The 24,056-nt window shown below is 40.8% G+C and carries 24 protein-coding genes; 10 read left to right on the top strand and 14 right to left on the bottom strand.

From position 1 onward, the window contains the following. Nucleotide 1: 1 nt before the first annotated feature. The gene (gene fadE, locus PUND_RS11985) at nucleotides 2-2,464 is read right to left on the bottom strand and encodes an acyl-CoA dehydrogenase FadE (RefSeq protein WP_010391432.1); all 2,463 of its coding nucleotides are present in this window, start codon (nucleotides 2,462-2,464) and stop codon (nucleotides 2-4) included. A 309-nt stretch (nucleotides 2,465-2,773) separates the two neighbouring features. Between fadE and PUND_RS11980 the strand changes: the two genes are divergently transcribed. Further along, nucleotides 2,774-3,538, top strand: a complete 765-nt coding sequence (locus PUND_RS11980) for a class II glutamine amidotransferase (RefSeq protein WP_008111650.1) — start codon at nucleotides 2,774-2,776, stop codon at nucleotides 3,536-3,538. A gap of 107 nt (nucleotides 3,539-3,645) precedes the next feature. On the opposite strand, the gene PUND_RS11975 is transcribed toward PUND_RS11980, so the two are convergent. From PUND_RS11975 to cmoA, 5 genes are all read right to left on the bottom strand, one after another. After that, a complete protein-coding gene (locus PUND_RS11975) occupies nucleotides 3,646-4,443 on the bottom strand; it encodes a DUF3108 domain-containing protein (protein ID WP_041709110.1) in 798 nt (265 codons plus the stop codon). After that, nucleotides 4,397-5,044: a phosphoribosylglycinamide formyltransferase gene (gene purN / locus PUND_RS11970; protein ID WP_010391434.1), complete on the bottom strand. Its 648-nt coding sequence runs from the start codon at nucleotides 5,042-5,044 to the stop codon at nucleotides 4,397-4,399. The genes PUND_RS11975 and purN overlap by 47 nt, the downstream gene beginning before the upstream one ends. Beyond that, a complete protein-coding gene (gene purM / locus PUND_RS11965; RefSeq protein WP_010391437.1) occupies nucleotides 5,044-6,096 on the bottom strand; it encodes a phosphoribosylformylglycinamidine cyclo-ligase in 1,053 nt (350 codons plus the stop codon). Before purM ends, purN begins: the two co-directional genes overlap by 1 nt. 196 nt (nucleotides 6,097-6,292) lie before the next feature. Further along, the gene (gene cmoB / locus PUND_RS11960) at nucleotides 6,293-7,261 is read right to left on the bottom strand and encodes a tRNA 5-methoxyuridine(34)/uridine 5-oxyacetic acid(34) synthase CmoB (protein ID WP_010391439.1); all 969 of its coding nucleotides are present in this window, start codon (nucleotides 7,259-7,261) and stop codon (nucleotides 6,293-6,295) included. Nucleotides 7,262-7,276: 15 nt separating this feature from the next. After that, on the bottom strand, nucleotides 7,277-8,002 hold the full coding sequence (gene cmoA, locus PUND_RS11955; protein WP_008111640.1) for a carboxy-S-adenosyl-L-methionine synthase CmoA: 726 nt from the start codon (nucleotides 8,000-8,002) through the stop codon (nucleotides 7,277-7,279). Between the two features lie 116 nt (nucleotides 8,003-8,118). On the opposite strand from cmoA, the gene PUND_RS11950 reads away from it, so the two are divergent. Then, complete coding sequence (locus tag PUND_RS11950; protein ID WP_010391441.1) at nucleotides 8,119-8,802, top strand: DUF3334 family protein; 684 nt, start codon at nucleotides 8,119-8,121, stop codon at nucleotides 8,800-8,802. A 200-nt stretch (nucleotides 8,803-9,002) separates the two neighbouring features. Here PUND_RS11950 and PUND_RS11945 read toward each other — a convergent pair whose 3' ends face one another. Continuing rightward, nucleotides 9,003-9,500 carry a M48 metallopeptidase family protein gene (locus tag PUND_RS11945; RefSeq protein ID WP_010391443.1) on the bottom strand — a complete coding sequence of 166 codons (498 nt, stop codon included), beginning with the start codon at nucleotides 9,498-9,500 and terminating at the stop codon, nucleotides 9,003-9,005. Nucleotides 9,501-9,527: 27 nt separating this feature from the next. Next, nucleotides 9,528-10,376, bottom strand: coding sequence for a DUF72 domain-containing protein (locus tag PUND_RS11940; RefSeq protein WP_041709112.1), 849 nt, complete (start codon nucleotides 10,374-10,376; stop codon nucleotides 9,528-9,530). 237 nt (nucleotides 10,377-10,613) lie between these two features. Between PUND_RS11940 and aspS the strand changes: the two genes are divergently transcribed. Both aspS and PUND_RS11930 read left to right on the top strand, forming a co-directional pair. Continuing rightward, nucleotides 10,614-12,392, top strand: a complete 1,779-nt coding sequence (gene aspS, locus PUND_RS11935) for an aspartate--tRNA ligase (protein ID WP_010391445.1) — start codon at nucleotides 10,614-10,616, stop codon at nucleotides 12,390-12,392. Between the two features lie 100 nt (nucleotides 12,393-12,492). Continuing rightward, complete coding sequence (locus PUND_RS11930) at nucleotides 12,493-13,092, top strand: pentapeptide repeat-containing protein (RefSeq protein ID WP_010391446.1); 600 nt, start codon at nucleotides 12,493-12,495, stop codon at nucleotides 13,090-13,092. Between the two features lie 35 nt (nucleotides 13,093-13,127). On the opposite strand, the gene PUND_RS11925 is transcribed toward PUND_RS11930, so the two are convergent. Further along, entirely contained in the window at nucleotides 13,128-13,451 is a 324-nt protein-coding gene (locus PUND_RS11925) for a hypothetical protein (RefSeq protein ID WP_010391447.1), read from the bottom strand. Between the two features lie 129 nt (nucleotides 13,452-13,580). Between PUND_RS11925 and PUND_RS11920 the strand changes: the two genes are divergently transcribed. After that, nucleotides 13,581-14,327, top strand: coding sequence for an alpha/beta hydrolase family protein (locus PUND_RS11920; RefSeq protein WP_010391449.1), 747 nt, complete (start codon nucleotides 13,581-13,583; stop codon nucleotides 14,325-14,327). Between the two features lie 105 nt (nucleotides 14,328-14,432). Here the strand turns inward: PUND_RS11920 and PUND_RS11915 are convergent, their stop codons facing one another. The 3 genes from PUND_RS11915 to PUND_RS11905 form a co-directional block, all read right to left on the bottom strand. Then, complete coding sequence (locus PUND_RS11915) at nucleotides 14,433-15,002, bottom strand: hypothetical protein (protein WP_010391450.1); 570 nt, start codon at nucleotides 15,000-15,002, stop codon at nucleotides 14,433-14,435. Next, nucleotides 14,999-15,610 (bottom strand): M35 family metalloendopeptidase, encoded by a 612-nt coding sequence (locus PUND_RS11910; protein WP_010391453.1) that lies wholly within the window; start codon nucleotides 15,608-15,610, stop codon nucleotides 14,999-15,001. Before PUND_RS11910 ends, PUND_RS11915 begins: the two co-directional genes overlap by 4 nt. A gap of 140 nt (nucleotides 15,611-15,750) precedes the next feature. Continuing rightward, nucleotides 15,751-16,953: a bifunctional alpha/beta hydrolase/OsmC family protein gene (locus PUND_RS11905; RefSeq protein WP_010391456.1), complete on the bottom strand. Its 1,203-nt coding sequence runs from the start codon at nucleotides 16,951-16,953 to the stop codon at nucleotides 15,751-15,753. A 310-nt stretch (nucleotides 16,954-17,263) separates the two neighbouring features. Between PUND_RS11905 and PUND_RS11900 the strand changes: the two genes are divergently transcribed. Both PUND_RS11900 and PUND_RS11895 read left to right on the top strand, forming a co-directional pair. After that, nucleotides 17,264-18,103, top strand: coding sequence for an isopenicillin N synthase family dioxygenase (locus tag PUND_RS11900; protein ID WP_008111615.1), 840 nt, complete (start codon nucleotides 17,264-17,266; stop codon nucleotides 18,101-18,103). A 171-nt stretch (nucleotides 18,104-18,274) separates the two neighbouring features. Next, nucleotides 18,275-19,672, top strand: a complete 1,398-nt coding sequence (locus tag PUND_RS11895; RefSeq protein WP_010391458.1) for a DEAD/DEAH box helicase — start codon at nucleotides 18,275-18,277, stop codon at nucleotides 19,670-19,672. Nucleotides 19,673-19,751: 79 nt separating this feature from the next. On the opposite strand, the gene PUND_RS11890 is transcribed toward PUND_RS11895, so the two are convergent. After that, nucleotides 19,752-20,495 carry a DUF3307 domain-containing protein gene (locus PUND_RS11890; RefSeq protein ID WP_010391460.1) on the bottom strand — a complete coding sequence of 248 codons (744 nt, stop codon included), beginning with the start codon at nucleotides 20,493-20,495 and terminating at the stop codon, nucleotides 19,752-19,754. Continuing rightward, nucleotides 20,495-21,118 carry a hypothetical protein gene (locus tag PUND_RS11885; protein WP_010391462.1) on the bottom strand — a complete coding sequence of 208 codons (624 nt, stop codon included), beginning with the start codon at nucleotides 21,116-21,118 and terminating at the stop codon, nucleotides 20,495-20,497. The genes PUND_RS11890 and PUND_RS11885 overlap by 1 nt, the downstream gene beginning before the upstream one ends. Before the next feature lie 139 nt (nucleotides 21,119-21,257). Here PUND_RS11885 and PUND_RS11880 point away from each other — a divergent pair, with 139 nt between their 5' ends. The 3 genes from PUND_RS11880 (at nucleotide 21,258) to PUND_RS11870 (ending at nucleotide 24,046) form a co-directional block, all read left to right on the top strand. Continuing rightward, nucleotides 21,258-21,752, top strand: coding sequence for a LabA-like NYN domain-containing protein (locus PUND_RS11880; RefSeq protein WP_010391464.1), 495 nt, complete (start codon nucleotides 21,258-21,260; stop codon nucleotides 21,750-21,752). Between the two features lie 185 nt (nucleotides 21,753-21,937). Continuing rightward, complete coding sequence (nudC, locus tag PUND_RS11875; protein ID WP_010391466.1) at nucleotides 21,938-22,864, top strand: NAD(+) diphosphatase; 927 nt, start codon at nucleotides 21,938-21,940, stop codon at nucleotides 22,862-22,864. Between the two features lie 3 nt (nucleotides 22,865-22,867). Continuing rightward, complete coding sequence (locus PUND_RS11870; protein ID WP_010391468.1) at nucleotides 22,868-24,046, top strand: cystathionine beta-lyase; 1,179 nt, start codon at nucleotides 22,868-22,870, stop codon at nucleotides 24,044-24,046. Nucleotides 24,047-24,056 lie beyond the last annotated feature (10 nt).

Here is a 24,056-nt window from a genome sequence, read left to right as displayed (position 1 = left end):
GTTAAGCAGCATCTGCCTTTTTAGCTTTAGCTTTGCTATTACGCGCTGCTTTGCCAGCAAGTAAATCTGCAGGGTCAAAGTCATCAACATTAATCACGTCTAGACGATCTTTTTCAACTGCAGCGAGCTTATCGGCTTCTGCTTGGCTTAAAATACCCGCTTCTAAACCCATTTGCGCCACTTTATCAAGCTGGAAGAATGGCAGCTTTACGCCTTTCTCTTTACATACACGCTCAAACAATGGCTCTACTTCTAGAACGTCTTTAAGCGTTTGCTCTTGACGGCCTACAAGGTTAAGCGGTTCGTTTGTAAGGTATACATAGCTTGCTAAACGATTACGTGTTTCGCTAGGAACTTGTAACAACTGCGCTAGTTTGTGCTCAAGTTTGTCGGTAGGTTTACGAACCGGACGACCAAACGGGAATAACAATACTTTTAAAACACCACGTAGTGGAGCCGACGGCATGTTATTGATTAAGTCAGCAAGTGCACGCTGGCAGTGGTAAAGGTGATCCTGACAGCTCCATTGAACCAATGCAAAATCTTCTTTTTTACGGCCTTCGTCGTTGTAACGTTTTAGCGTTGCAGATACTAAGTAAAGGTAACTTAATAAGTCGCCTAAACGTGCTGAAATACGTTCTTTACGTTTAAGAGATCCACCAAATACCGCCATGCTAATGTCTGACATAAGTGCAAGTGATGCACTAAAGCGAGACGCAATACGGTAAAACTCTGCAGTTTCGTCTTTGTATGGCACGCTAGTAAAGCGAGCGCCAGTAAGCGCAAGCCACTTAGTACGTACAAGGTTAGACATGGTAAAGCCAATGTGACCCATTAGCGCTTTATCAAATACGTTAAGCGCTTCTTCGCGGTCTTCAATTTCACACGCACCTAGCTCGGTAAGTACAAATGGATGACAACGAATTGCACCTTGACCATAAATAATCATATTACGGGTCAAGATGTTTGCACCTTCAACGGTAATGGCAATAGGTGCACCTTGATAGCCACGACCCAAATAGTTATTTGGCCCAAGCATGATCCCTTTACCGCCTAGCACGTCCATTGCATGAATGGTTGAATCGCGCATTTGCTCGGTAAGGTGGTACTTAATAATCGCCGACACAACTGATGGCTTCTCGCCTAAATCAACCGCGCCCGTAGACATGCTTACTGCAGCGTCTGAGCTGTAAGCATAACCAGCAAGTTTGGCCATTGATTCTTCAACCCCTTCCATTTTACCAATAGGTAAGCGGAATTGACGACGAATACGGCTATAAGCACCGGTTGCTACTGCAATCATTTTAATGCCACCGGCTGAATTTGACGGCAACGTAATAGCACGACCAACCGATAAACATTCAACTAGCATACGCCAGCCTTGACCAGCCATTTCTGGGCCGCCAATAATGTAATCAAGTGGAACGAAAATATCTTTACCGCGAGTAGGGCCGTTTTGGAACGGCACATTAAGCGGGAAGTGACGACGACCAATTTCTACCCCAGGGGTATCTGTTGGGATAAGTGCACAGGTAATACCTGGCTCTTTAACGTCGCTTAATAATCCATCAGGATCTTGTAACTTAAATGCTAGACCAAGCACCGTAGCTACAGGCGCAAGTGTTATGTAACGTTTGTTCCATGTAAGGCTTACACCAACTACTTCTTCGCCATTCCATTGCCCTTTACACACTACACCGTAGTCTGGAATTGAGCTTGCATCAGAACCCGCCTCTGGCGAGGTAAGTGCAAAACATGGAATTTCTTGACCGCTTGCTAAACGCGGTAAGTAATGATTTTTTTGGTCTTCAGTACCATAGTGCTGTAATAGCTCACCTGGGCCTAACGAGTTAGGTACACCAACAATTGACGAAAGCAATGTTGATTTACTGGTTAGTTTTTGCAGTACACACGATTGTGCAAATGCAGAGAATTCTAAGCCGCCGTATTCCTTTTTAATGATCATGGCAAAGAACTTGTTATCTTTTAGATATTGCCATACATCCTGAGGTAAATCAGTCAGCTCATGCGTAGCTTCCCAATCATCAAGCATACTACATACAACTTCAACAGGGCCGTCGATAAATGCCTGCTCTTCAATAGTAAGTTTTGGAACTGGATACTGGTGAAGCTTTTTCCAATCTGGATTACCACAAAATAAATCCGCTTCCCACCACGTAGTACCCGCATCGATTGCTGACTTTTCGGTGTCAGACATACTCGGTGTTACTTTTTTAAAGATGGTGAAAATAGGTTTGATAATGTATTGCTGGCGAATACCAGTAACTGAAAGAGGCACTGCGATGATTAAAAAGATCACCCAGCTAATTAAACCAAAAGCACCAGCAAAGGTACCAATTAATAATGTTGCGGCAGAAACACCAAGTGCTGTGTTCCAACTCGCTCTGTGGTAAAGCGCAATGCTGAGCAGTGCGATTAAACCAAGTGTAAATATGAGTGTCATTGCTAATTCCTTAATAGAGGTCAGACCACCTCGTTTAGAGTAGCGCTAGTAACGCTAAGTTTCAAGTACATTACTTAGATTAAAGTGTAGTTATCGGTACGATTATTACAATGCGTTGTATGTTATACGAACAGTTTGGCTGTAATCGTTTATTTTGGCTTATCATAAAAAAATATAAGCATTAAAAAAATCAATTAATCTAGTAGTAATATAAGTTTAATTAAGTAAATATACTTATGATGATCAGTGTACGCTTATTAAAAATAGAACGATATTCTATGTTTAGCTTTTTAAAGGTTTATTTATTTTATGTGTGAATTACTTGGCATGTCAGCCAATGTGCCAACGGATATTTGTTTTAGTTTTTCAGGGTTGTTGGAGCGTGGTGGAAATACTGGCCCGCATAAAGATGGCTGGGGTATTACTTTTTATGAAGGTAAAGGTTGCAGAACCTTTAAAGATCCAGAGCCAAGTTACCAGTCAGAAATAGCAAAGCTGGTAAAAGCGTACCCAATTAAAAGCGTATCGGTAATTAGTCATATTCGCCAAGGGAATCGTGGTCGGGTGTGTCTTGAAAACACTCATCCGTTTACCCGAGAGTTGTGGGGGCGCGAAATAACCTATGCACACAATGGGCAGCTTTCAAATTATCACGATTTAAAACCAGAGTATTATCGACCTGTGGGAAACACCGACAGTGAACTCGCTTTTTGTTGGTTACTTGACAAAATTCGCGAAAAATACCCAAAGCGTCCAAGTAATATGGCATCGGTTTTTAGATACGCCGCCAAGCTTTCGCATACGCTACGTGAAAAGGGCGTATTTAATATGTTATTGACCGATGGTGTATTTGTTTTAGCGTATTGTACTAATAACTTACATTATATAACGCGCCGTGCACCATTTGGTAAAGCTACATTGATTGATGCTGACATGGTGGTCGACTTTCAACAAGAAACCACACCAAACGATGTAGTAACGGTTATAGCAACAAGGCCATTAACTAATGATGAGCGCTGGCAAAAAATGCAGCCAGGAGAGTTTGCGTTATTTAAAATGGGTGAATTAATGTAGCTTGGGTAGAGTGAAATGAAACCCAGCTTAAAGTTTTAAATTTAAGTATTAAAATGAAAAGCCCAAGTTATGGTCGTCACACTTGGGCCTTTCACCTTGTAAGCAATTTACTCTGGTGATAGTTCGTTTTTCACTTCTGCAGGTAAAGCAGGTGGGTTGATCACGGTAAACGATTTCATTTGCACTTCAAACTGCTCCACACCTTTTTCACCCTTCCACATGCGCACTAGCATGTAATCCATTTCTGGGGCAAACCAGGCTAAAGCTTGGCGTTTATCGTTATCGTATAAGCGTTTAACTTTCACTGCTTCTACATTACCTATAGGCAGAGAAATCATTTCGGTTTCTACCACTTCAAAGTCGTAGTCACGGCAATTACCTTTTTTATCAACCAACGGAAACGAGAAGTTGGTTTTGCCTTTTTTAAGACCTTCACGAACTTGTACTTGATAAGAAATACCATCTTGGAAGTTATCATGCCATTGGCATTTTAACGGGTAATCGCTGGTGTTACTGGTAACAGTTTTGGTTAGACGGTCAAAGTTAATTTCATACTTTTTGTCAGGCCCAGTGCCTGTGCGGATCATCGTGTAATCAATAGGCTCTACTTTATCATTCATAAAGCTAAAGGTTGATGACTCTTGACGTGAGTCAGAGAAAATCATCCATTCAATATCGCTGTGGTAAGTGACTTGGTAGTTATTATTATCGAGTTTTTTTAGTTCACGCTCGGCTTTGCCATGATTAGTGCCTTTGCGCAAAATATCATAACTAGCTTGGTACTGGGTTAACTCGCCTGCAATCAGGCTGGTAGGAAGTAATAAAGTGCCCGCACATAGTAGCCAAGCACTTAATTTTTTATTTTGGGTAGTGCGCGCCGTGTGCAGGAAGTTGTTTTTCGTCAAGAACTGCATAATCTGCTTCCATCGTAAGTCGTTGTTCACTGAACCACTTGACCACCAAAGGATAAATTATGTGCTCTTGCGCATGCACACGTTTAGCGAGCGTGTCTGCTGTATCGTTTGCTAATACAGGCACTTTAGCTTGAAGAATAACGGGTCCGCCATCTAATTCTTCAGTTACAAAGTGAACACTAACGCCGTGAACGTCGTCTTTTGCATCAATTGCTCTTTGGTGGGTATTCAGCCCCTGGTACTTAGGCAACAAAGATGGATGAATGTTCAACATTTTTCCAACATATTTTTGCACTAAGCTAGGAGTTAGAATACGCATAAACCCAGCTAATACAACTAGATTTGGTTCAAAAGAGTCAATTATATGCATTAACTGGGCATCGTAAGCTTCGCGTGAGTCAAACTCTTTATGACTCAGTACTTGCGTAGCAATGCCTACACTTTTTGCACGCTCTAACCCATATGCGTCTGTTTTATTACTAATAACAGCCGCAATATGAGCGTTTATCTCGCCGCTTTCACAGGCATCAATAATGGCTTGTAAATTTGAGCCACTGCCTGAGATTAAAACTACTAGACGAGTGGGTGCCATTACGCAGCACCACCTACAATTTCAACTTGCTCTTCGCCCGCAACCGCATCTTGAATTTCACCAAGGTGCCATGCGTTTTCGCCAAGATCTTTTAAAATGTTTATGCTGTTATCAAGTTGATCTGCAGGTACAACTAACACCATACCTACGCCACAGTTGAATGTGCGGTACATTTCGTGAGTGGTAATATTGCCATTTTCTTGCAACCAACTAAATACAGTAGGCCACTGCCAGCTATCACCTTTAACAATCGCTTTAGCAGATTCAGGTAATACACGAGGGATATTTTCCCAAAAACCGCCACCAGTAATATGCGAAAGCGCATGCACATCTACTTGCTTAAACAACTCAAGTAATGGCTTAACGTAAATGCGTGTTGGTTCTAAAAGGTGCTCACCTAAGGTTTTGCCATCAATCACTTGGTTAGTATCAGCGTTAGAGACTTCTAATACTTTACGAATTAGTGAGAAACCGTTTGAGTGTGGACCACTAGAAGCAAGCGCAATTAGCTGATCGCCTGCGGCTACTTTAGTGCCATCAATAATTTTTGATTTTTCTACCACACCGGTACAAAAGCCTGCCATGTCGTAGTCTTCACCATCATACATACCTGGCATTTCAGCTGTTTCGCCACCAATTAGGGCACAACCTGAAATTTCACAACCTTTACCAATACCGGTTACTACGTCGGCTGCTGTGTCTACATCTAGTTTACCCGTTGCATAGTAATCTAGAAAAAACAGGGGTTCAGCGCCTTGTACTATTAAATCATTTACACACATCGCAACTAAGTCGATACCTACGGTATCGTGCTTTTTAAGGTCAATTGCTAAACGTAACTTAGTGCCAACACCGTCAGTGCCTGCTACAAGTACAGGTTGCTTATAACCTTCAGGAATTTCGCAAAGTGCGCCAAAACCACCAATTCCGCCCATCACTTCAGGACGACGAGTTTTTTTAACTACGCCTTTAATACGCTCAACAAGTGCATTACCAGCGTCGATATCCACGCCCGCGTCTTTATAGCTTAGAGACTGTTTTTGTTCGCTCACAGGTTTTCCTCAAAATAGTTGTTTTGATGCTTACTTAGAAACGCGCGTATTTTACAACAATTGCAAGGGCGCGGCTAGTTGAAATCTGGATTTGATTTTAAAGACAAGGACACTTGTCCGCTAATTGTTGCATTAGTAAACAAAAAAAGCGCCCAATGGCGCTTTTTAACATGAAAATAAAAATTAATACTACAAATTAGGCTTTTGCTGTAAGTATCGCTCTAAGTGGAGCAGGGTAGCCTTCAATGGTTTTACTGGTGTCAGTAGGGTCTAAAAAGTCAACTAAAGATTCGTTTTCCATCCAGTCAGTTTTACGCTGCTCGTCGAGCGTTGTAATAGCACAATCTTTAATTTGCACATCTTTAAAGCCAACACGTTCCATCCACAATTTTAATGCCGCAGTGCTTGGAATAAACCATACATTACGCATTTTTGCGTAGCGGTCGGTCGGTACTAAAACGGTGTTTTCATCGCCTTCAATAACTAAAGTTTCAAGTACTAGCTCACCACCAGGGCGAAGCTGTGCCTTTAATTGCGCTAAAAAGTCGATAGGTGAGCGACGGTGATAAAGTACTCCCATCGAAAATACCGTATCAAATGCTTTAAGCTCTGGCAGGGCTTCTACACCTAATGGTAATAAATGCACGTTTTCATCAGGGTTGAAGTGTTTAATTGCCTGAAACTGGCACAAAAATAAGTCAGATGGGTCAATACCCACCACAAACTGTGCACCTTCACCGCGCATACGCCATAAGTGATATCCCGAGCCACAACCAATATCTAATACAGTACGGCCTTTTAATGGCTCAATATGCGGTAGAAGTCGATCCCATTTCCAGTCACTGCGCCATTCTGTATTAATGTCGATACCGTGCACATTAAATGGGCCTTTACGCCAAGGCATCATTCGTTTTAATAAATGCGTGGTTTGCTTTTTTTCGCCTTCAGTCATTTCGCCAGGCGCGCCTATTGCTACTTTGCTGACAATATCAACTTGGTTTGTTGATACCTCAGGTAAGTTTTTTAGTACTTTTTGCCATTGAGGCAAATCGCCATGGCTGGCCTCTTGTTGCCAATGCTTTAATTGCGCAGGCAAGGTTTCTAGCCAGTGGCTAAGTGGGCTTTGTGCAATAGCAGCGTAAAATTGGTTAAACCATGCAGACATGTGTCACTCTCTAAATTATTTAATTGCTACCATTGAGCAAAAATTAAAACATTGATACCACACTTGCGTTTGGCTAAAACCAATGTCGCTTAAACGTTGTGTATGTGTGCTAAGTGTATCGGGGCGCATTACGTTTTCAATGGCGGTACGCTTTTGGCTTATTTCCAGCTCAGAGTAGCCATTATGACGTTTAAAGTCGTGGTGCAAGTCAATCAGTAAGTTATCACATTGCTCATTTTCGGCTTTAATTTTTTCACTTAATAGCAAAACGCCACCGGGTTTTAAATTAGCGTATATTTTTTCAAGTACCGCTTTGCGCTGCGCAGGTGGAATAAACTGCAGAGTAAAATTCATCGCTACTACTGAGGCATTTTGAATATCAAGCTCGTTAATATCACCCAAGGTAACCGTTACAGGAACGTCTGATCTAAACCCTTGTAAATGGACCTTACAACGCTCCACCATGGCTTGTGAGTTATCTACAGCAATAATATGACAGCTATCAGTTTGAATATTACGGCGCATACTTAGGGTAACCGCCCCTAACGAGCAGCCCAAGTCGTAAAGGTTAGAATTAGGCTGAGCATACTCACCCGCTAATTTTCCCATGGTACTTACTATGGTGGCGTAACCGGGTACCGAGCGTTGGATCATGTCGGGAAATACTTCAACCACGTTTTGATCAAAACTAAAGTCTTTTACTTGTTGCTCAGAGGCATAAATACTGTCTTTTATACTCACGAAGGCAGTCTCTTTGAAAATAATAGTGCTATTTTAACATTTTATGCTGGATAGTCAGTGATAAATTCAGTAGCTTGACTAGAATTATGAAGAATAAGTATAAAAGAGATTATTAAATGAGCAAAAGTAAGGTTATTAGTACCGACGATATATTAGCAACATTATGCCACTCAGTAACGGGTGTACTTTCATCAGCCAGCGGCAACGAGATCAGCTATTCAGCCATGGTACAAAAAATTACCCGGACATGTATGCGACCAGACATAGGTTGTTTTGTTTTATTTGACGGGGGCTTTACCGGCTTAGTTGTTACCAACTTTACGGCGCAAGCGGCGATGGAAATTTATGGCGATTACATGCGTAATATGGGCATGCCAGAAGACGAAATCGCGCATAGTCACTTATCTGATGACGTTTCAAACGTGATGGGTGAGTTGATGAACCAAATAGTGGGAGACTTCACGTCAAAAGTGCGTGAACAGCTACATACCTCTATTACCCAAAACCAGCCAAAAATGATGGCTATTAATAAGCAAGTGCAAATATCGGTTGATACCACTATGGATCGCCCGCAAGCTCGCCGTGTAACGTTTACGACTCGCAATCAAAATATCTTCTATTTAGAATTGGCGATGGATAAAACAGAGTTTATTAAACTTCACGACTTTGACATTGTAGAAGCTGTAGACCCAGACGACATTATCGCAAACGAAGCCAAGCAAAAAGCGGATAAAGAAAAAGCAAAACAGCCAAAGCAAGATGATAGCGACGACGACTTTATGGCCGAATTAGGGCTTTAACGTTTTAAGTAGGTTGGGTTGAGTGAAACGAAATCTAACGAGCTAGCTGTCAGTTTGTAGCTATCAGTAAATTATAAAAAACGCGATTTAGTATCGCGTTTTTTATTAACGAGGGCTTTCATTATGAACTCGTGTGTCATTGAATTTTGGCTGACTGCTGACTGCTGACTGCTGACTGCTGACTGCTGACTGCTGACCGCTCAATTATACGGATTTTCACCCATCGCAATAGCCACACAAAAAATCCGTAAATCCAGCTCTAGCTGATGGTACTGCGGCTCCATATGGCAGCACAGTTTATAAAAGCCTTTGTTATGGTCTTTTTCTTTAAAATGCGCGAGTTCGTGCACCACTAATGCTTTTAATAATGGCTCTGGCGCGCGCAGTAAATCGCTGTTTATTGCTAAATCGTGCTTGCGGGTTTTACCTTGCATACGGTACGTGTGGGTACCGAGCGCATTGGTAACCATATCACCTTGTTTTTTAAACGCAGCGCGGCCAAATGGCGGGGCGTTTTTTAAATACTGCTTTTTAAGCTCAGTGGCGTAGCTATACAGTAACTTATCACTGGTAATACGATGCGCCTGCGGGTACTTTTTAAGTAAATACTCACTTACCTTTCCTGCTTTTATTAGTCCTAACACTTGCTCAACGATATTGGCAGGGTAGCCGGTAAAGTAACGTGCGTATTCACTCATTATTGTCTCTGTATTTTGAATTTATTTTTAAAAAAGTGCTTGCTGGTGGGCTTCTTTTTCGCCACTAAATGGATTGAGTACATTGTGATTATACCCCAAATCTTGGCAAAACTGGCGAGCCAGTAAGGGCGCTTCGCGGTTATCAGCGGTATGAAAAAACACATAGGGGCTTTTGCCCTCATCGAGCCACTGGGTTACTTTGCTAAGCCAAGGCTGATAAAAGGTCTTATAATCGTTTTCTAAATCAGCAATAACGAAGCGCGCCATAGGCTGCGAGCCCGTAGCAATAGCGTGCACTGGTAAATAAGGCTTTTTTTGTTGTGCATCTATGAGTGCTTCGGTTGTGGGTTTAACCGCAAATAATGCGCGGGTATCCATTGCAATGCGGTTTATATTGTGTGCCATTAAAAGCTGATTAAGCGCGATTTCGGCCTCACCTTTTTTGAAAAAATCAGGGTGGCGTACCTCAACCCCATAGTTTAGCTCTTTAGGAAGTAAATCTATAAAAGCGGCAAGCTTAGCTAAATGTTGTGGCGCAAACGCTTTAGGTAATTGCAGCATTATTTGCCCTGTTTTTTCAAATAGCGGGGCGAATAAATTAAGCCAATTAGTTAGCTCATGTTGCACGTTAGTAAGTTGGAGTTCGTGACTAAAGCGCCGATGAAATTTAAAAGTAAATTTAAACTCATCAGGTACACTCGCAGCCCAGCGTAATACAGTGTCAGGCGAGGGGTCGGCGTAAAAGCTAGTATTACCCTCTACCGAATTAAAATACTGCGCATATTCGCTAAGCATATCGGCATTTTTACACTGGCGTGAAAATAAATTTCCTTTCCATGCGTTGCTCGACCACTGCGGGCATCCAATATATAGCATACAAACAAAAGCCTTGTTATAAAGTGCTTGTAGTGTAACAAATAACAAAACGGTGCGCTGTAAATTCAACCCCGAAAGGTAAACACGCCCTAGCATCTTCAACCGACTTGGGTATAATGCAGGGCTTAATTTGATTATTTTGAATTGCTAGCGGTTTTATTTTCATTTTGGTGTTTATAAAAACTTTTAAAACAACGGTGTTTAACCGCTATATGCCTTTTATCTGACAGGAAAACTATGCGCTCTATATACTGCGGACAGCTAAATAAAACTCACGTAGATCAGGAAGTTGAACTATGTGGCTGGATCAACAAACGACGTGACCTTGGCGGACTTATCTTTGTCGATTTACGTGATAGAGAAGGTTTAGTACAAGTTGTATTCGATCCGGAAGTTGAAGGATTAATGGAAACAGCTAACAAACTTCGTCAAGAATTTTGTGTTCAGTTAAAAGGGATTGTACGCGCTCGCCCAGATAGCCAAGTAAATAAAGACATGGCAACCGGCGAAGTAGAAATTTTAGGCACGGGTTTAACTATTATTAACCGCTCTGAGCCTATGCCACTTGATTTTAACCAAGTGAACTCAGAAGAGCGTCGTTTAAAATACCGTTACTTAGATTTACGTCGTTTAGAAATGAGCGACCGCATTAAATTACGTGCTAAAGCAAGCAGCTTTGTACGTCGCTTTTTAGATGAAAATGGCTTTTTAGATATCGAAACGCCAGTGCTAACTAAAGCAACGCCTGAAGGTGCTCGCGATTACTTAGTACCGAGTCGTGTTCATAAAGGTAGCTTTTACGCATTACCACAGTCGCCACAGTTGTTTAAGCAATTGTTGATGATGTCGGGTTTTGACCGTTACTACCAAATTGTTAAATGTTTCCGTGATGAAGACTTACGTGCTGACCGTCAACCTGAATTTACTCAAATAGATTTAGAAACCTCGTTCATGAGCTCTGATCAAGTACGTGGTATGACAGAGAAAATGATCCGTGAAATGTGGCAGTCATTACTAAATGTTGATTTAGGTGATTTCCCAATTATGCCTTACTCTGAGGCAATGAGCCTATATGGTTCTGATAAGCCAGACTTACGTAACCCAATGAAGCTTATTGATATAGCCGATTTAGTAAAAGACGTAGAATTTAAAGTATTCTCAGGCCCAGCAAACGATGAAAAAGGCCGTGTTGCAGTACTAACGGTACCAGGTGGCGCATCACTTTCTCGTAAGCAACTAGATGATTACACTAAGTTTATCGGTATTTACGGTGCTAAAGGTTTAGCATGGATGAAAGTAAATGACCGTGATGCAGGCGTTGAGGGCGTGCAATCGCCAATCGCTAAATTCTTAAATGAAGACGTGATCACGCAGTTACTTGAACGTACTAATGCACAAACAGGCGATATCATTTTATTTGGTGCGGATAAACGCAACACCGTAAATGAAGCCATGGGCGCACTTCGTTTAAAAATTGGTATTGATTTAGAAATCACTAATTTAGATAGCTGGGCACCACTTTGGGTTGTTGACTTCCCAATGTTTGAAGAAGATGACGAAGGCACACTACACGCTGTACACCATCCATTTACTGCACCAAAAGATATTAGTGCCAGTGAGCTTGAAGCAAACCCAGCAGCGGCTATTTCAGATGCTTACGATATGGTATTAAACGGCTACGAAGTGGGCGGTGGCTCGGTACGTATTCACAATGCAGATATGCAAGAAGCGGCATTTAGAATTTTAGGTATTGAAGCGCAAGAGCAGCAAGATAAATTTGGTTTCTTACTTGATGCACTTAAATACGGCACACCACCGCATGCAGGTTTAGCGTTCGGTTTAGACCGTTTAGTTATGTTGCTATGTGGTACTGATAACATTCGTGACGTTATTGCTTTCCCTAAAACTACACAGGCATCGTGTTTATTGACCGATGCGCCTAGCAAAGCAAACAGCGATTCGCTGACAGAGCTTGCTATTAGTGTAGTTGAGAAAGAATTACCAAGCGCAGAATAAAGCTAGTTAAACCATAGTCTTTAGTTAGATCAAAACCCCTTAGGCTAAATACCTAAGGGGTTTTTTGTTTGGCATAACCCAATTTAGGTGCTTTATATTTATGAGTGAGCTATTTAAAGATAGTCATTATTTTGATCAGTCATTTTCAAACTTTACAGCAAATGCAAAGCGCTTTAGCGATATTGAGTTTGAACAATGTCAGTTTATTGATTGCGATTTTAGTCACAGCCAGTTTAGTGCCTGTCGGTTTATAGAGTGTGAATTTATTAACTGTAATTTGACTGAGCTTAATTGGAATTACAGCTCACTAGAAGGGGTGAGCTTTGCAAATTGTAAACTCAATAGCATAATGTGGGGACAAGTAAATTGGCCGCAATTAGCGCTAACGTCACCGGTGAGTTTTAAACAGTGTGAACTGAGCCATAGTTCGTTTTTTGAATTACAGTTAAAAGCGTTAACAATGACGAACTGTTTTGCCAAAGATGTCGATTTTAGGCACGCTAACTTAGCTCAAAGCAACTTCTCGGATACTGACTTTAGAGACAGTCTGTTTCATCAAACTAATGTGAGAAAAGCAAACTTTGTTGGCGCAACGCAATTTAATATTGATATAACAAGCAATGATGTGAGTAATGCAAAGTTTGAACGGCTTGAAGCGTTAAATTTATTAGCTGGACTTGATATCGAGCTGGTTGATTAGCCGCAAGAGTTTACGGCTAATGCGTATATTTACTATTAGCAAGCAGGGCCATTTTTGTTGCGCGCGCTAGCAAGTGCACGGGCTATGCTCAGTAGCTCAGGCGTAATATCATCAGCGCCATCTTTAATCAGTTTAGTTACATCACCAGATGAATATAAGCTATCACGCGGCGATTTAATTCCCAGCTCTCTCACAAAGTCTTTGGTTTTACCTGTACTGCCGGTTTCAATGAACTTAAAAATAATCCGTTCGTTGTTACTTTTCGGCTCGGCTTGTAACACTTTAATTTCTTCTTGGTAGGCTTCAATTCTGCTTTGGAGAATGTCGATGCGTTGTTCAATGCTGCTATATGATTTCATGAATGGATTCTTTTGCGATAATAGTAAAACAATAATCGCTATTATCGCACAAATTAGCAAAGGCGCGCGCTAACCTTTAAAATAAAAATTAATGTTAGTTAAAAATGTATAAATAATACAAGGGAATGCATGTTAAAAATTATAAAAAAGCATTTAATGTTAAAGGCACTGACTTTAAGCACTATGCTATTTGCATCATCAAGTTATGCCCAAAACGATGCAATCATTGATGAAAGTCGTAATCGCTCTATACCTGTAAATATTACCCTACCAGCTAACCACCTTAAGTGCAGCGCGCAAGTCAAATGCCCAGTGGTATTTGTAAATGCAGGGTATGGCATTAGCCACAATGAATACACTTTTGCGAGTAAGCTATTTAATGGACAAGGCTATTTAAGCATTGCGGTAGCACATGAGCTTAAAAGTGACCCTGCACTTAATCGTGCGCAGCCATACTTAACTACTCGTATAGAAAATTGGCACCGGGGTGCTGAAACCCTAAAGTTTTTAGTTAATGAGCTAAGTGTTAAATACCCTAAGTATGATTTTACAAAACTCACTTTATTTGGTCACTCAAATGGTGGAGATATCTCAGCCTTGTATGCAGCTATTTACCCAAGTGAAGTAAGCCAATTAATTACGCTCGATCACCGCCGCATGTTATTGCCACGTAATAAAAACATACGTGTACTTACACTGCGCGCTAGTGATTATCCAGCCGATGCAAACGTGCTTTTAACCGACCAAGAGTTAACCGTTTATTCTGTTACGCAAACGTTGATAGAAAAATCACGTCATAACGATATGTACGATGGCGGGCCTAAATGGCTGGTGGATAGAGTGAGCAAAGAGGTAGCGGCGTTTTTAGATAATTAGCTAAGATATATTTCAAGCCAACATTATGCTGGCTTGATATATAAAGGTTTAAGCTGACGCAGAATTTTTAGTGCGATCAAACAAAGCATGTATATTTATTACAGGTTACCCTTGGGGCGTAGCAAACTGCTTTATTGGCTGTTCCTTTATTTCCATATCTTCTGTAGGAATTGTTAAAAGTGAATAGTTTGTTCTAATTGTGATGATATCGGCAAATTTACCATTAATGTACAAGTTTACAAATGGGGTAAGTGTCCCCACCAGATACCTCTTACCTGGATCTAATGCAAACCTCTTTTCTATGCCTTTTAGTTCAATAAATTTGACTTCTAGGGGCTCGAATTCTAATGATGACAATTGCTTGTAGGCGCGTCTGCGTCCCTGTATGGGTTGCTCTGACATACCTGTATCTAAGTTATTCTCTTTTAAATCGTAATACCTATCTTCTTCAAATACATACATCGAGTTTAAATCGATTCCTTGCTTATTAAAAGCGAGAGAGCTTAGCTTAACTTTATATGGTGTTGTGTTAGCTAATCTGATATTCGTTATACACTTAGTATCTATATGACAAAAAGTGAAAGAGGAGGTAGCGATAGGACTTTCGATAGCTTCTTCGGTAGCAAACGATGAGTAACTAATCAAACAAAATATAGTAATAATAATTCTTTTCATTGGGCTGCTCGTACTGCACTTTCAAATGCGTATGAAGAGGATAGAATTTCTTTTCTATCTTGGGCGCTTTGGTTTATTCGTGCGTTTCGAGCGATTATATTAAGCTCTTTCAAAGCTGTTCTAGCGTTATATGCTGTATCTTCAGAAGTCCATACCGCGTGACTAAACTCGTGAACGATAGTATCAACTTTTCTGTCAGTTCCTACTTCGAAAAAGCTCTTACCAAACCCTATAATTCCATATCTATCATAATAAGTAGCATCTCCAAACCCTGTGCATTTATAAAGTTTATGAGGGGTTAAAAGCATGGAGCCGATAAGGTTTATTATTTTGCGTGCTTGGCGAATTAGAAATGTTCGTGTTGCCTCAAAATTAATTGAATTAATAAAACCATATTGTTTCATAATTGATTCGAATTTTTCTTTTTTCTTTTCATCTAAGTTAGCAGGGTTGTGTAATATATTAATAAAAGTTGTTAATGCTTTTGGGGTAATTAGCATAGCTATTTCAATTTGTTTTAGTTCAGATAAAGTTAACTCGATACCTGTTTTGTTTGTTACTTCGTAAATTGAAAAGTTATTGCGCTCATAGTAAGTATTTTTATTCATACTATTTATACCTATCCTTGGTTATATAATTTTTACTAACAAGCTACTAGAATTGTACCTATTATTCAACCTCTATATTTTATCTCAGATTGTGAGGTTACATTAATGAACATCTAAGATAGCGCAGCCACAGCTGTGCGTCACCCCACTAATGCGCTAACCACCAGTGGACTATTATGTAGCGTTTTATGCACAGGGCATTTGTCGGCTATTTCGAGTAATCGATTTCGCTGAGCGTCAGTTAAATCACCTTGTAAGGTTATTTTGCGGATAATGGCCTCTAAATTGCCGCTTTTTTCGCAATCATCACAATCTTGGTTGTAATTGCGGGTATGGTTGAGCTCTACTTTTATGTGCTCTAGCGGCAACTCTTTGCGACTTGCATACATGCGAAGTGTCATTGCAGTACAAGCTCCAAGCCCAGCGAGTAAATGATCATAAGGGTCCGGGCCTAAGTTTTTACCGCCGACATCGGTAGGCTCATCAGCAAGCCATGTATGGTTTTTAGTACTCACGTGCTGAGTGAATTTATGATCTTTTTCTTCAACTAATACACTGCCGTTAGTTAATTTTGCACTATAGGGTGTTTTATCGTATTCAACATAGCGATTAGCCCACGTAGCAATGACATCGGCTGCGTAGTTAGCGTCTTCTTTATTGCTGAGTAAATGATCGGCATTATCTAAACTAATAAAGCTTTTTGGATGCTTAGCAGCTGCGTAAATTTTTTCGGCTTCACTAATATTCACGGTGGCATCAATAGGAGAATGCATAACTAACAAAGCACGCTTAAGCTTGCCTATATGGCTGTTATCGTATTTGGCGATGTCATCTATAAATTGCTTTTTAATCGTAAATTCCCGCCCAGCTAAACACACTTTTGCTTCACCCGATTGGTTTATTTCATCTAAATGAGCAGCAAAGTTATGAGTAACATGCTGGGCATCTGATGGCGCGCCTATAGTCGTAATGGCCGATATTTCGGGTATGTGCTCTGCTGCTGCAAGCACCGCAGCACCACCTAAGCTGTGGCCTATCAATAACTGAGGTGCTTTAAAGTGTGTTCTTAAGTGATTGGCTGCAGCCACTAAGTCTTGAATGTTTGATGAAAAGTTACTGTTGGCAAAGTCACCATCGCTATTACCAAGCCCTGTAAAATCAAAGCGTAATACAGCAATGCCTTGCTGAGTGAGCGCGCGACTTATTCGTGTTGCAGCCGCTACATCTTTAGAGCAGGTAAAACAGTGAGCAAATAAGGCATAAAATTTCACTTCACCAGAGGGCTGTTCAAGTTGTCCAGCGAGTTCTAATTCACCGCTTTTAAAAGAAACTTTTTGTCGCATGTAGAGAGCCTTAACAAGTTGATATAGTGTGTGATGCTGATAAAGAAGAGATTGGTACGATGGGGTGAAAATTCAATACAAGCGTTATTTTGATCTTGATCAAGGCAGAGAAGGCTTGCTTATTGAGTGCGGACATATGTCCTTATAATTTCAAGGGGGTTTGTCTATCCTCGCACAGCATAAAAATGCAGCCTTTATTACTTGAATTAAGTAGTTAAGCTATATTTGAATGTAATACTAATTTCGTGTAGACCTGTGGCTTAAGCGGATTAGTAAATGGCTTCTAACAACCTACTTACTGGAATGTACCATGCAATTACCTACAGTTGATTATAAAGCGGACGATGCGGCTGCGCAATTTGTTGAATCGTTGAGAAATACTGGTTTTGGCGTATTAAAAAACCATCCTATTCCGCAATCTTTAGTTGAGTCTATTTATAAAAATTGGCAAGACTTTTTTAACTCAGAGCAAAAGCATGAGTTTTTATTTTCAAAAGAAACGCAAGATGGTTATTTTCCACCGTCGGTATCAGAAGTAGCTAAAGGCCATACGGTAAAAGACATTAAAGAGTACTTTCATGTTTACCCTAAAGGCCGTGTTCCTGCACAATTAGAAGCAGATGTTCGTGAGTACTACCGTTTAGCTAATGAATTTGCGGCAACATTATTAAGTTGGGTGCAGGCTGAAGCGCCTGAAGAAGTGCGTGCTAAGTTCTCTATTGATTTAAAAGATATGATTGCCCAGTCTGAGCAAACGTTGTTACGTATTTTACATTACCCGCCAATGACAGGTGATGAAGAGCCTGGTGCTATTCGTGCTGCTGCGCACGGTGATATTAACTTATTAACCGTATTACCGGCGTCAAATGAGCCAGGCTTACAAGTACAAAAAACCGATGGCGGTTGGTTAGACGTGCCATGTGATTTTGGTAGTTTAATTATTAATATTGGTGACATGCTACAAGAAGCATCGGGTGGCTACTTCCCATCAACGATTCACCGTGTAATTAATCCATCGGGTAAAGCAACAACCAAATCACGTATTTCATTACCATTGTTTTTACACCCTCGTCCAGATGTGGTGTTATCTGATCGCTACACAGCAGATAGCTACTTACAAGAGCGTTTACGTGAGTTAGGTGTAAAATAATCTTTTAGCATTTGTAATGCTCAGGTAAATAAAAAGCGGCTGTTTAGCCGCTTTTTTAGTATTTGTGTTTATTGATTTGGCACAAAGTAAATAATGGCATGCATTCTGAGCTACTAAAGGTATAATGCGCGCAACTGGCCACTTTGGCCTAATTTGAAATAGAGAGTTTATATGAGTTTTGATGGTTTAGGTTTATCACAGTCTTTAGTTAATGCGGTTTTAGAAAAGGGCTATGAAACGCCAACGCCTATTCAGGCTCAAGCTATTCCAGCAATTATTGCACGTCGCGATGTAATGGCCGCAGCGCAAACCGGTACCGGTAAAACGGCTGGTTTTACTTTGCCGCTTATTGAGCGTTTATCGTCGGGCACTAAAGCAAAAAGTAATCATGTTCGTGCGCTTATTTTAACGCCAACCCGTGAGCTTGCGTTGCAAGTAAGTGAAAACGTTGAAGAATATGCTAAGCATTCAAACGTGAGTTCGTTTGTAGTTTACGGTGGTGTTAAAATTAACCCACAAATGCAGCGCCTGCGCAAAGGGGTTGATATTTTAGTGGCGACACCAGGGCGTTTAATTGATTTACACAATCAAAACGCGGTTAAATTTGATAGCGTTGAAGTACTGGTTTTAGATGAAGCCGACCGTATGCTAGACATGGGCTTTATCCATGATATTAAACGCCTAATTGCAAAAATGCCTGAAAAGCGTCAAAACTTAATGTTCTCAGCAACCTTTTCTGACGACATTCGTGCATTGGCAAAAGGGTTAATTAACGATCCGGTTGAAATTTCAGTCGCTGCCAAAAACACCACTGCTAAAAGCGTGACTCAATGCGTATACGCAGTAGATAAAGCGCGTAAAACGGCCCTATTAAGCCATTTAATTCGTAGCAACGATTGGCAACAAGTACTGGTATTTAGTCGTACTAAACACGGTGCTAATCGTTTAGTTAAGCAACTTGAACGCGATGATATTGTTGGCGCGGCAATCCATGGCAATAAATCTCAGGGCGCGCGCGTTAAAGCACTAGAGGGCTTTAAAAGTGGTGAAGTGCGCGTATTAGTGGCAACCGATATTGTTGCACGTGGTTTAGACATTGTTGAATTACCGCATGTTGTAAACTACGACTTACCTAATGTATATGAAGATTATGTTCACCGTATTGGCCGAACTGGTCGTGCGGGGGCATCAGGGCATGCTATTTCGTTTGTAACGGTTGACGATGCAGTAGATTTATACGGCATTGAGCGCTTTATTGGCGAGCTAATTCCACGTGCTGAAGAAGAAGGTTTTGAACCGGCTAACCCTGTTGCAGAGCGCGCACTCGATGCACGCCCGTTACCGGCAAAAAAGCCAAAGAAAAAACAACCATTTAATAAGCCTAAATCAGATAGCAGCAAACCTAACAGCAAAAAGCCTAACAATGGTGGCAATGGTACAGGCCCACGTCGTGGTGGCTCTAAAAAGCCAGCAGCTAAAACCGATGATAATGCACAAAACCCATGGGCAAAGCGTCAATCGGTTGGTGGGAATGGCCAGCGCCGTCGTCGTCCAGCAAATAACGACTAATTAGGTTTAGTTCGCTTTAATAAAAAACGCGCTTACTTTTACTGGTAGCGCGTTTTTTAATGCCTATTTTAAAGCTTTACTAACCGATTAAATAATTAACTGCTAATCCTACAAATAAAGTAACACTGACGCTCAATAACGTTCCTAGCATCACATATTCAGTGAGTTGTTTATCTTTGCTGGCACTTAAGTCGCCAAATCTAAACACGGATTTGGCGGCAATTAAAAACCCAAGCCCTGCAAACTGATCTAATAAAATAAATGTCAGCATAAGTACTCTTTCAAGCATACCAATACTTTGTCCTGCTAAGGGGAGGCTACCATCACTAGAAAAGTGATTAGTTAAACGCTCTAACATCATTCTTATAAATACCGCACTGGGACTTAAAATAATAAAGTAACCAGCTATAACCCACAGCACTTTATCGTTGCACAATAACGCCATCACATTGTCAGCAAATTGCTGATCGTCAGTGAGCCAAATACTTATCGCAATAATGACAGTGATATGTGCAATTTGGTCTAATAAAAAAGGCACTACGCCTTTATTTGAATACGATTTAGCAATATCAATAAAGTAGTGACTGATCATAATAATGCCGGTCGCCAGTAATACGCTGCTTAGTTGTTGCCAGCCAAAACTATATTCCCAAAGTGCCACAACGACTGCACTGGTAATTCCGTGAACCAATACATGGTAGTAAAGTTTTTTTGCTTTAAAATGACGGGTGTTTCTGTCGTTTACCCAGCTCATGGGTTGCCAATAAAAATCAGCGAGTAAGTGGCCAATAATCAGTGCGACGAGTAATAGTGAAAATTCCATTAGTCATGTCCTTGCTGTATGCTTTTAAGCTGTTGTTGTGCATGTAAAATAAATCGTTCTATCAGCTGATAGTTAGCAAGATTAAGCAGCTTAGTAACGTTTTCGCGGCTGGTGTTGAGCTCTTTAGCTAAAGCTGCATGGTTGTTATTAGCATGGGTTAAATATACATACAAAGCATTTGCTTGTTTTTGGGTTATTTTACACAGTAATACATCGACAAACGCTAGGTTTAGCTTAAAGCTCTCATCAACCGATTGATCTGCAATAGCAAATGTAAAACGCTGGTTTGTCATTTTATCTAGCTCATGACCAGAGAGAGTAAACGCAGAGCCTGTAGCAGTTTTTATACTCGTACTAGGGTTATCTATGTGCCCCAACGCCATGCTTTGGCGCAATTCATAGCCGGCAGATTTTAACTGTAGATAAATAAGAATAGCGGTGGTAACTAACTGTTCACTTTTATCGAGTTGTAGTTGAAATGCATCCCCACGGTAAATATCCCAAGATGTTGTTTTATTGCAATTTGCACGTAAACTTTGCTCTAGCTGGTAAAGCATGGCATCGTATTGTTGTTTAGGTATTTTTTGCGATTTAATAATATCGCCGCTGATCACACCAATCATAAAAATCCAAATAGATTATTTATATGTAACTAAATTTGGTTACATTGTTAAATGTAACCGTATTTGGTTACATTGGGTTTGGTAACTAATTTAGGTTACTTAACACGCAATTGCAAGTATTACTCATTGGGACATAAGAATGACCTCACAACAAAGCAGTAAACCTCGTGTAGGTATTTTTGTCGATGTACAAAATATTTATTACACCTGTCGCGAAAGCTACGGTAAAAATTTTGATTACAATGCCTTTTGGCGAATGATGGAGCAACAATACGATATAGAATGTGCGTTCGCCTATGCAATATACCGAGGTGATGAAAAGCAAAATCAGTTTCAAAATATTTTGCGCGCTATTGGCTTTGAAGTAAAACTAAAACCCTTTATTCAACGCCGTGACGGCAGTGCCAAAGGCGATTGGGATGTGGGTATAACCATAGATATGCTAGAGCAGGGGAAGCAGCTTGATAAAGTTATTTTACTCTCGGGTGACGGTGACTTTGCATTATTACTTGGGCATTTAAAAAATCAATATAATGTTCCGTGTGATGTATACGGTGCTGATAAATTAACCGCAGAGGTACTTAAGCAAAGTGCCGAGCAATTTCATTTAATAGACAAACAGCTACTACTTTAAAAAGTATAAGTATTGTATTTTTGATTTATTTTTGAGCAGAATGTTTGCGTTGATCATGAGAGTATTTAATACAACGGGTGCATAGATTAATTAAGCCTAATTTAGGCTTTTTTTATGGCGATAATAAATTGGGTTTAGTGGATGAGTATGGTAATTTTAAGATTCAATTAGTATCAAGGAATTACATGCTTAACTACAGTAATATGCCATTAGACAGAGGCTCAAATGCGCGCAAAGACCCTACTTGGGTAGACGCAAAAAAAACAGCAGACAGTTTATGGCTTCTAGTTAAAGGCAATCACACCTTATTTGCTAACAGTAGCCCTGAGGTGGTGTATTTAGCTTACCAACAAGTGGCACATTTAGATTTAACGCAGGCTATTCTTTTAGGATCAAATAAACAGGATAATGCCGTATTTGCGCTAGACGTAACTGAACTCGAAGAGTCGTTATTAGCAACGATTGTTGGTGATGCCCAGTTTGCAGATATTCGTCAACCTGGTACTCAAGTAGCACTTGAAGATGGCTCAAATGCAGCGCTTGCTCGTGGGTTGTGTTACTGGCATGCCACTCATAGTTTTTGTGGTCGCTGTGGTACCAAAAATCACTTAGTTGAAGGGGGGCATTCACGTTTATGCGACAACGCAGCCTGTATGCACCAAACTTTTCCGCGTACCGATCCAGCCGTTATTATGGTAGTAACTAAAACATTTTCTGATGGGATTGAACGCTGCTTATTGGGTCGCCAAGCAACTTGGCCTAAAGGTCTGTATTCCTCACTTGCCGGGTTTGTTGACCCAGGTGAAACCCTTGAACAAACCGTGATCCGAGAAGTAAAAGAGGAAGCGGGTATTACCGTGGAGAAAGCAGAGTATATTGCTTCTCAACCTTGGCCGTTTCCTTCATCAATCATGCTTGGTTTTATTGCCACAGCAAGCAGTGATGAAATAAGCACAGAGCAAGATGAACTTGAAGATGCACGATGGTTTTCTCGCCAAGAACTTGCGCAATTTAAAGATTGGCAACACGAGGGGGAGCATTTAAAGCTACCTAGAGCTGATTCGATTTCGCGTTATTTAATTGAATATTGGCGTACTCAGATAGAAGGATGAATCATGTCGAGCAAAAATAAAAATACCCAATTAGTGTCATCAGGGCGCAAAAAAGCGTACACCCATGGCGTAGTTAATCCAGTGATACAGCGCGCTTCAACGATTGTGTTTGATTCTGTGAGTGAGCTTAAAGAAGCGGCTAAAACACGTGGCGACAAAACCTTGTTTTATGGCCGCAGAGGGACGACCACTCATTTTGCTCTGCAAGAGGCAATTACCGAACTCGAAGGCGGTGAGGGCTGTGCGTTATACCCATGTGGCGCGGCAGCGATAAGCCAAACGCTGTTATCGTTTTTAAAGTCAGGTGATCATATTTTAATAGTGGACACTGTTTACGAGCCAACTCGTGATTTTTGCGACAAGATATTAGCTGGGTTGGGTATTAGTACGACCTATTATCCGCCCATGATTGGCGCAGACATAAAAGAGTACATTCAAGACAATACCAAAATGTTGTTTTTAGAGTCTCCGGGTTCAATTACCATGGAAGTTCAAGACGTTCCCGCCATGGTAAAAGTGGCAAACGATCATAATGTAATGACAGTGCTTGATAACACCTATGGCAATGGCTTGCATTATCGTCCGCTTGAACATGGTGTTGATATTAGTATTCAAGCCGCCACCAAATATATTGTTGGCCACTCTGATGTGATGATGGGGGTTGCTGTAGCTAATAAAAAGTATTGGCCAACACTTCGTGAACACTCTTATTTACTCGGGCAATGCACCAGTGCAGATGATGCGTATTTAGCACTACGAGGCTTACGTACCATGGCAGTGCGATTAAATCAGCATGAAAAAGCCGCGCTAGAAGTAGCAAAATGGCTTGAGCAACATGCGTTGGTTGATCATATTCGCCATCCTGCGTTTACAACATGCCCAGGCCATGAATTTTTCAAACGCGATTTTGACGGCAGTAATGGTTTATTTTCGTTTGTAATGAAAGCAGGTAATCAACACGCCATAGATGCTTTTTTAGATAGCTTACAACATTTCAAAATGGGTTTTTCGTGGGGGGGCTTTGAGAGCTTAGTAACGGCAAACTTATCAATGAAAGGGCTGCGCTCGCACACAGGATGGGAGCATGGACCTGTTATTCGTTTGCACATTGGTTTGGAAGATGTTGAAGATTTAATTGCCGACTTACAGCAAGCATTAGCTATTTATGAGCAACATTTATAATTACTAATTG

It is taken from the genome of Pseudoalteromonas undina (assembly GCF_000238275.3).
GTDB classification, from domain to species: domain Bacteria; phylum Pseudomonadota; class Gammaproteobacteria; order Enterobacterales; family Alteromonadaceae; genus Pseudoalteromonas; species Pseudoalteromonas undina.
The sequence above is the reverse complement of the archived record's forward strand: the minus strand, read 5'-3'. Positions and strand labels throughout refer to the sequence as shown.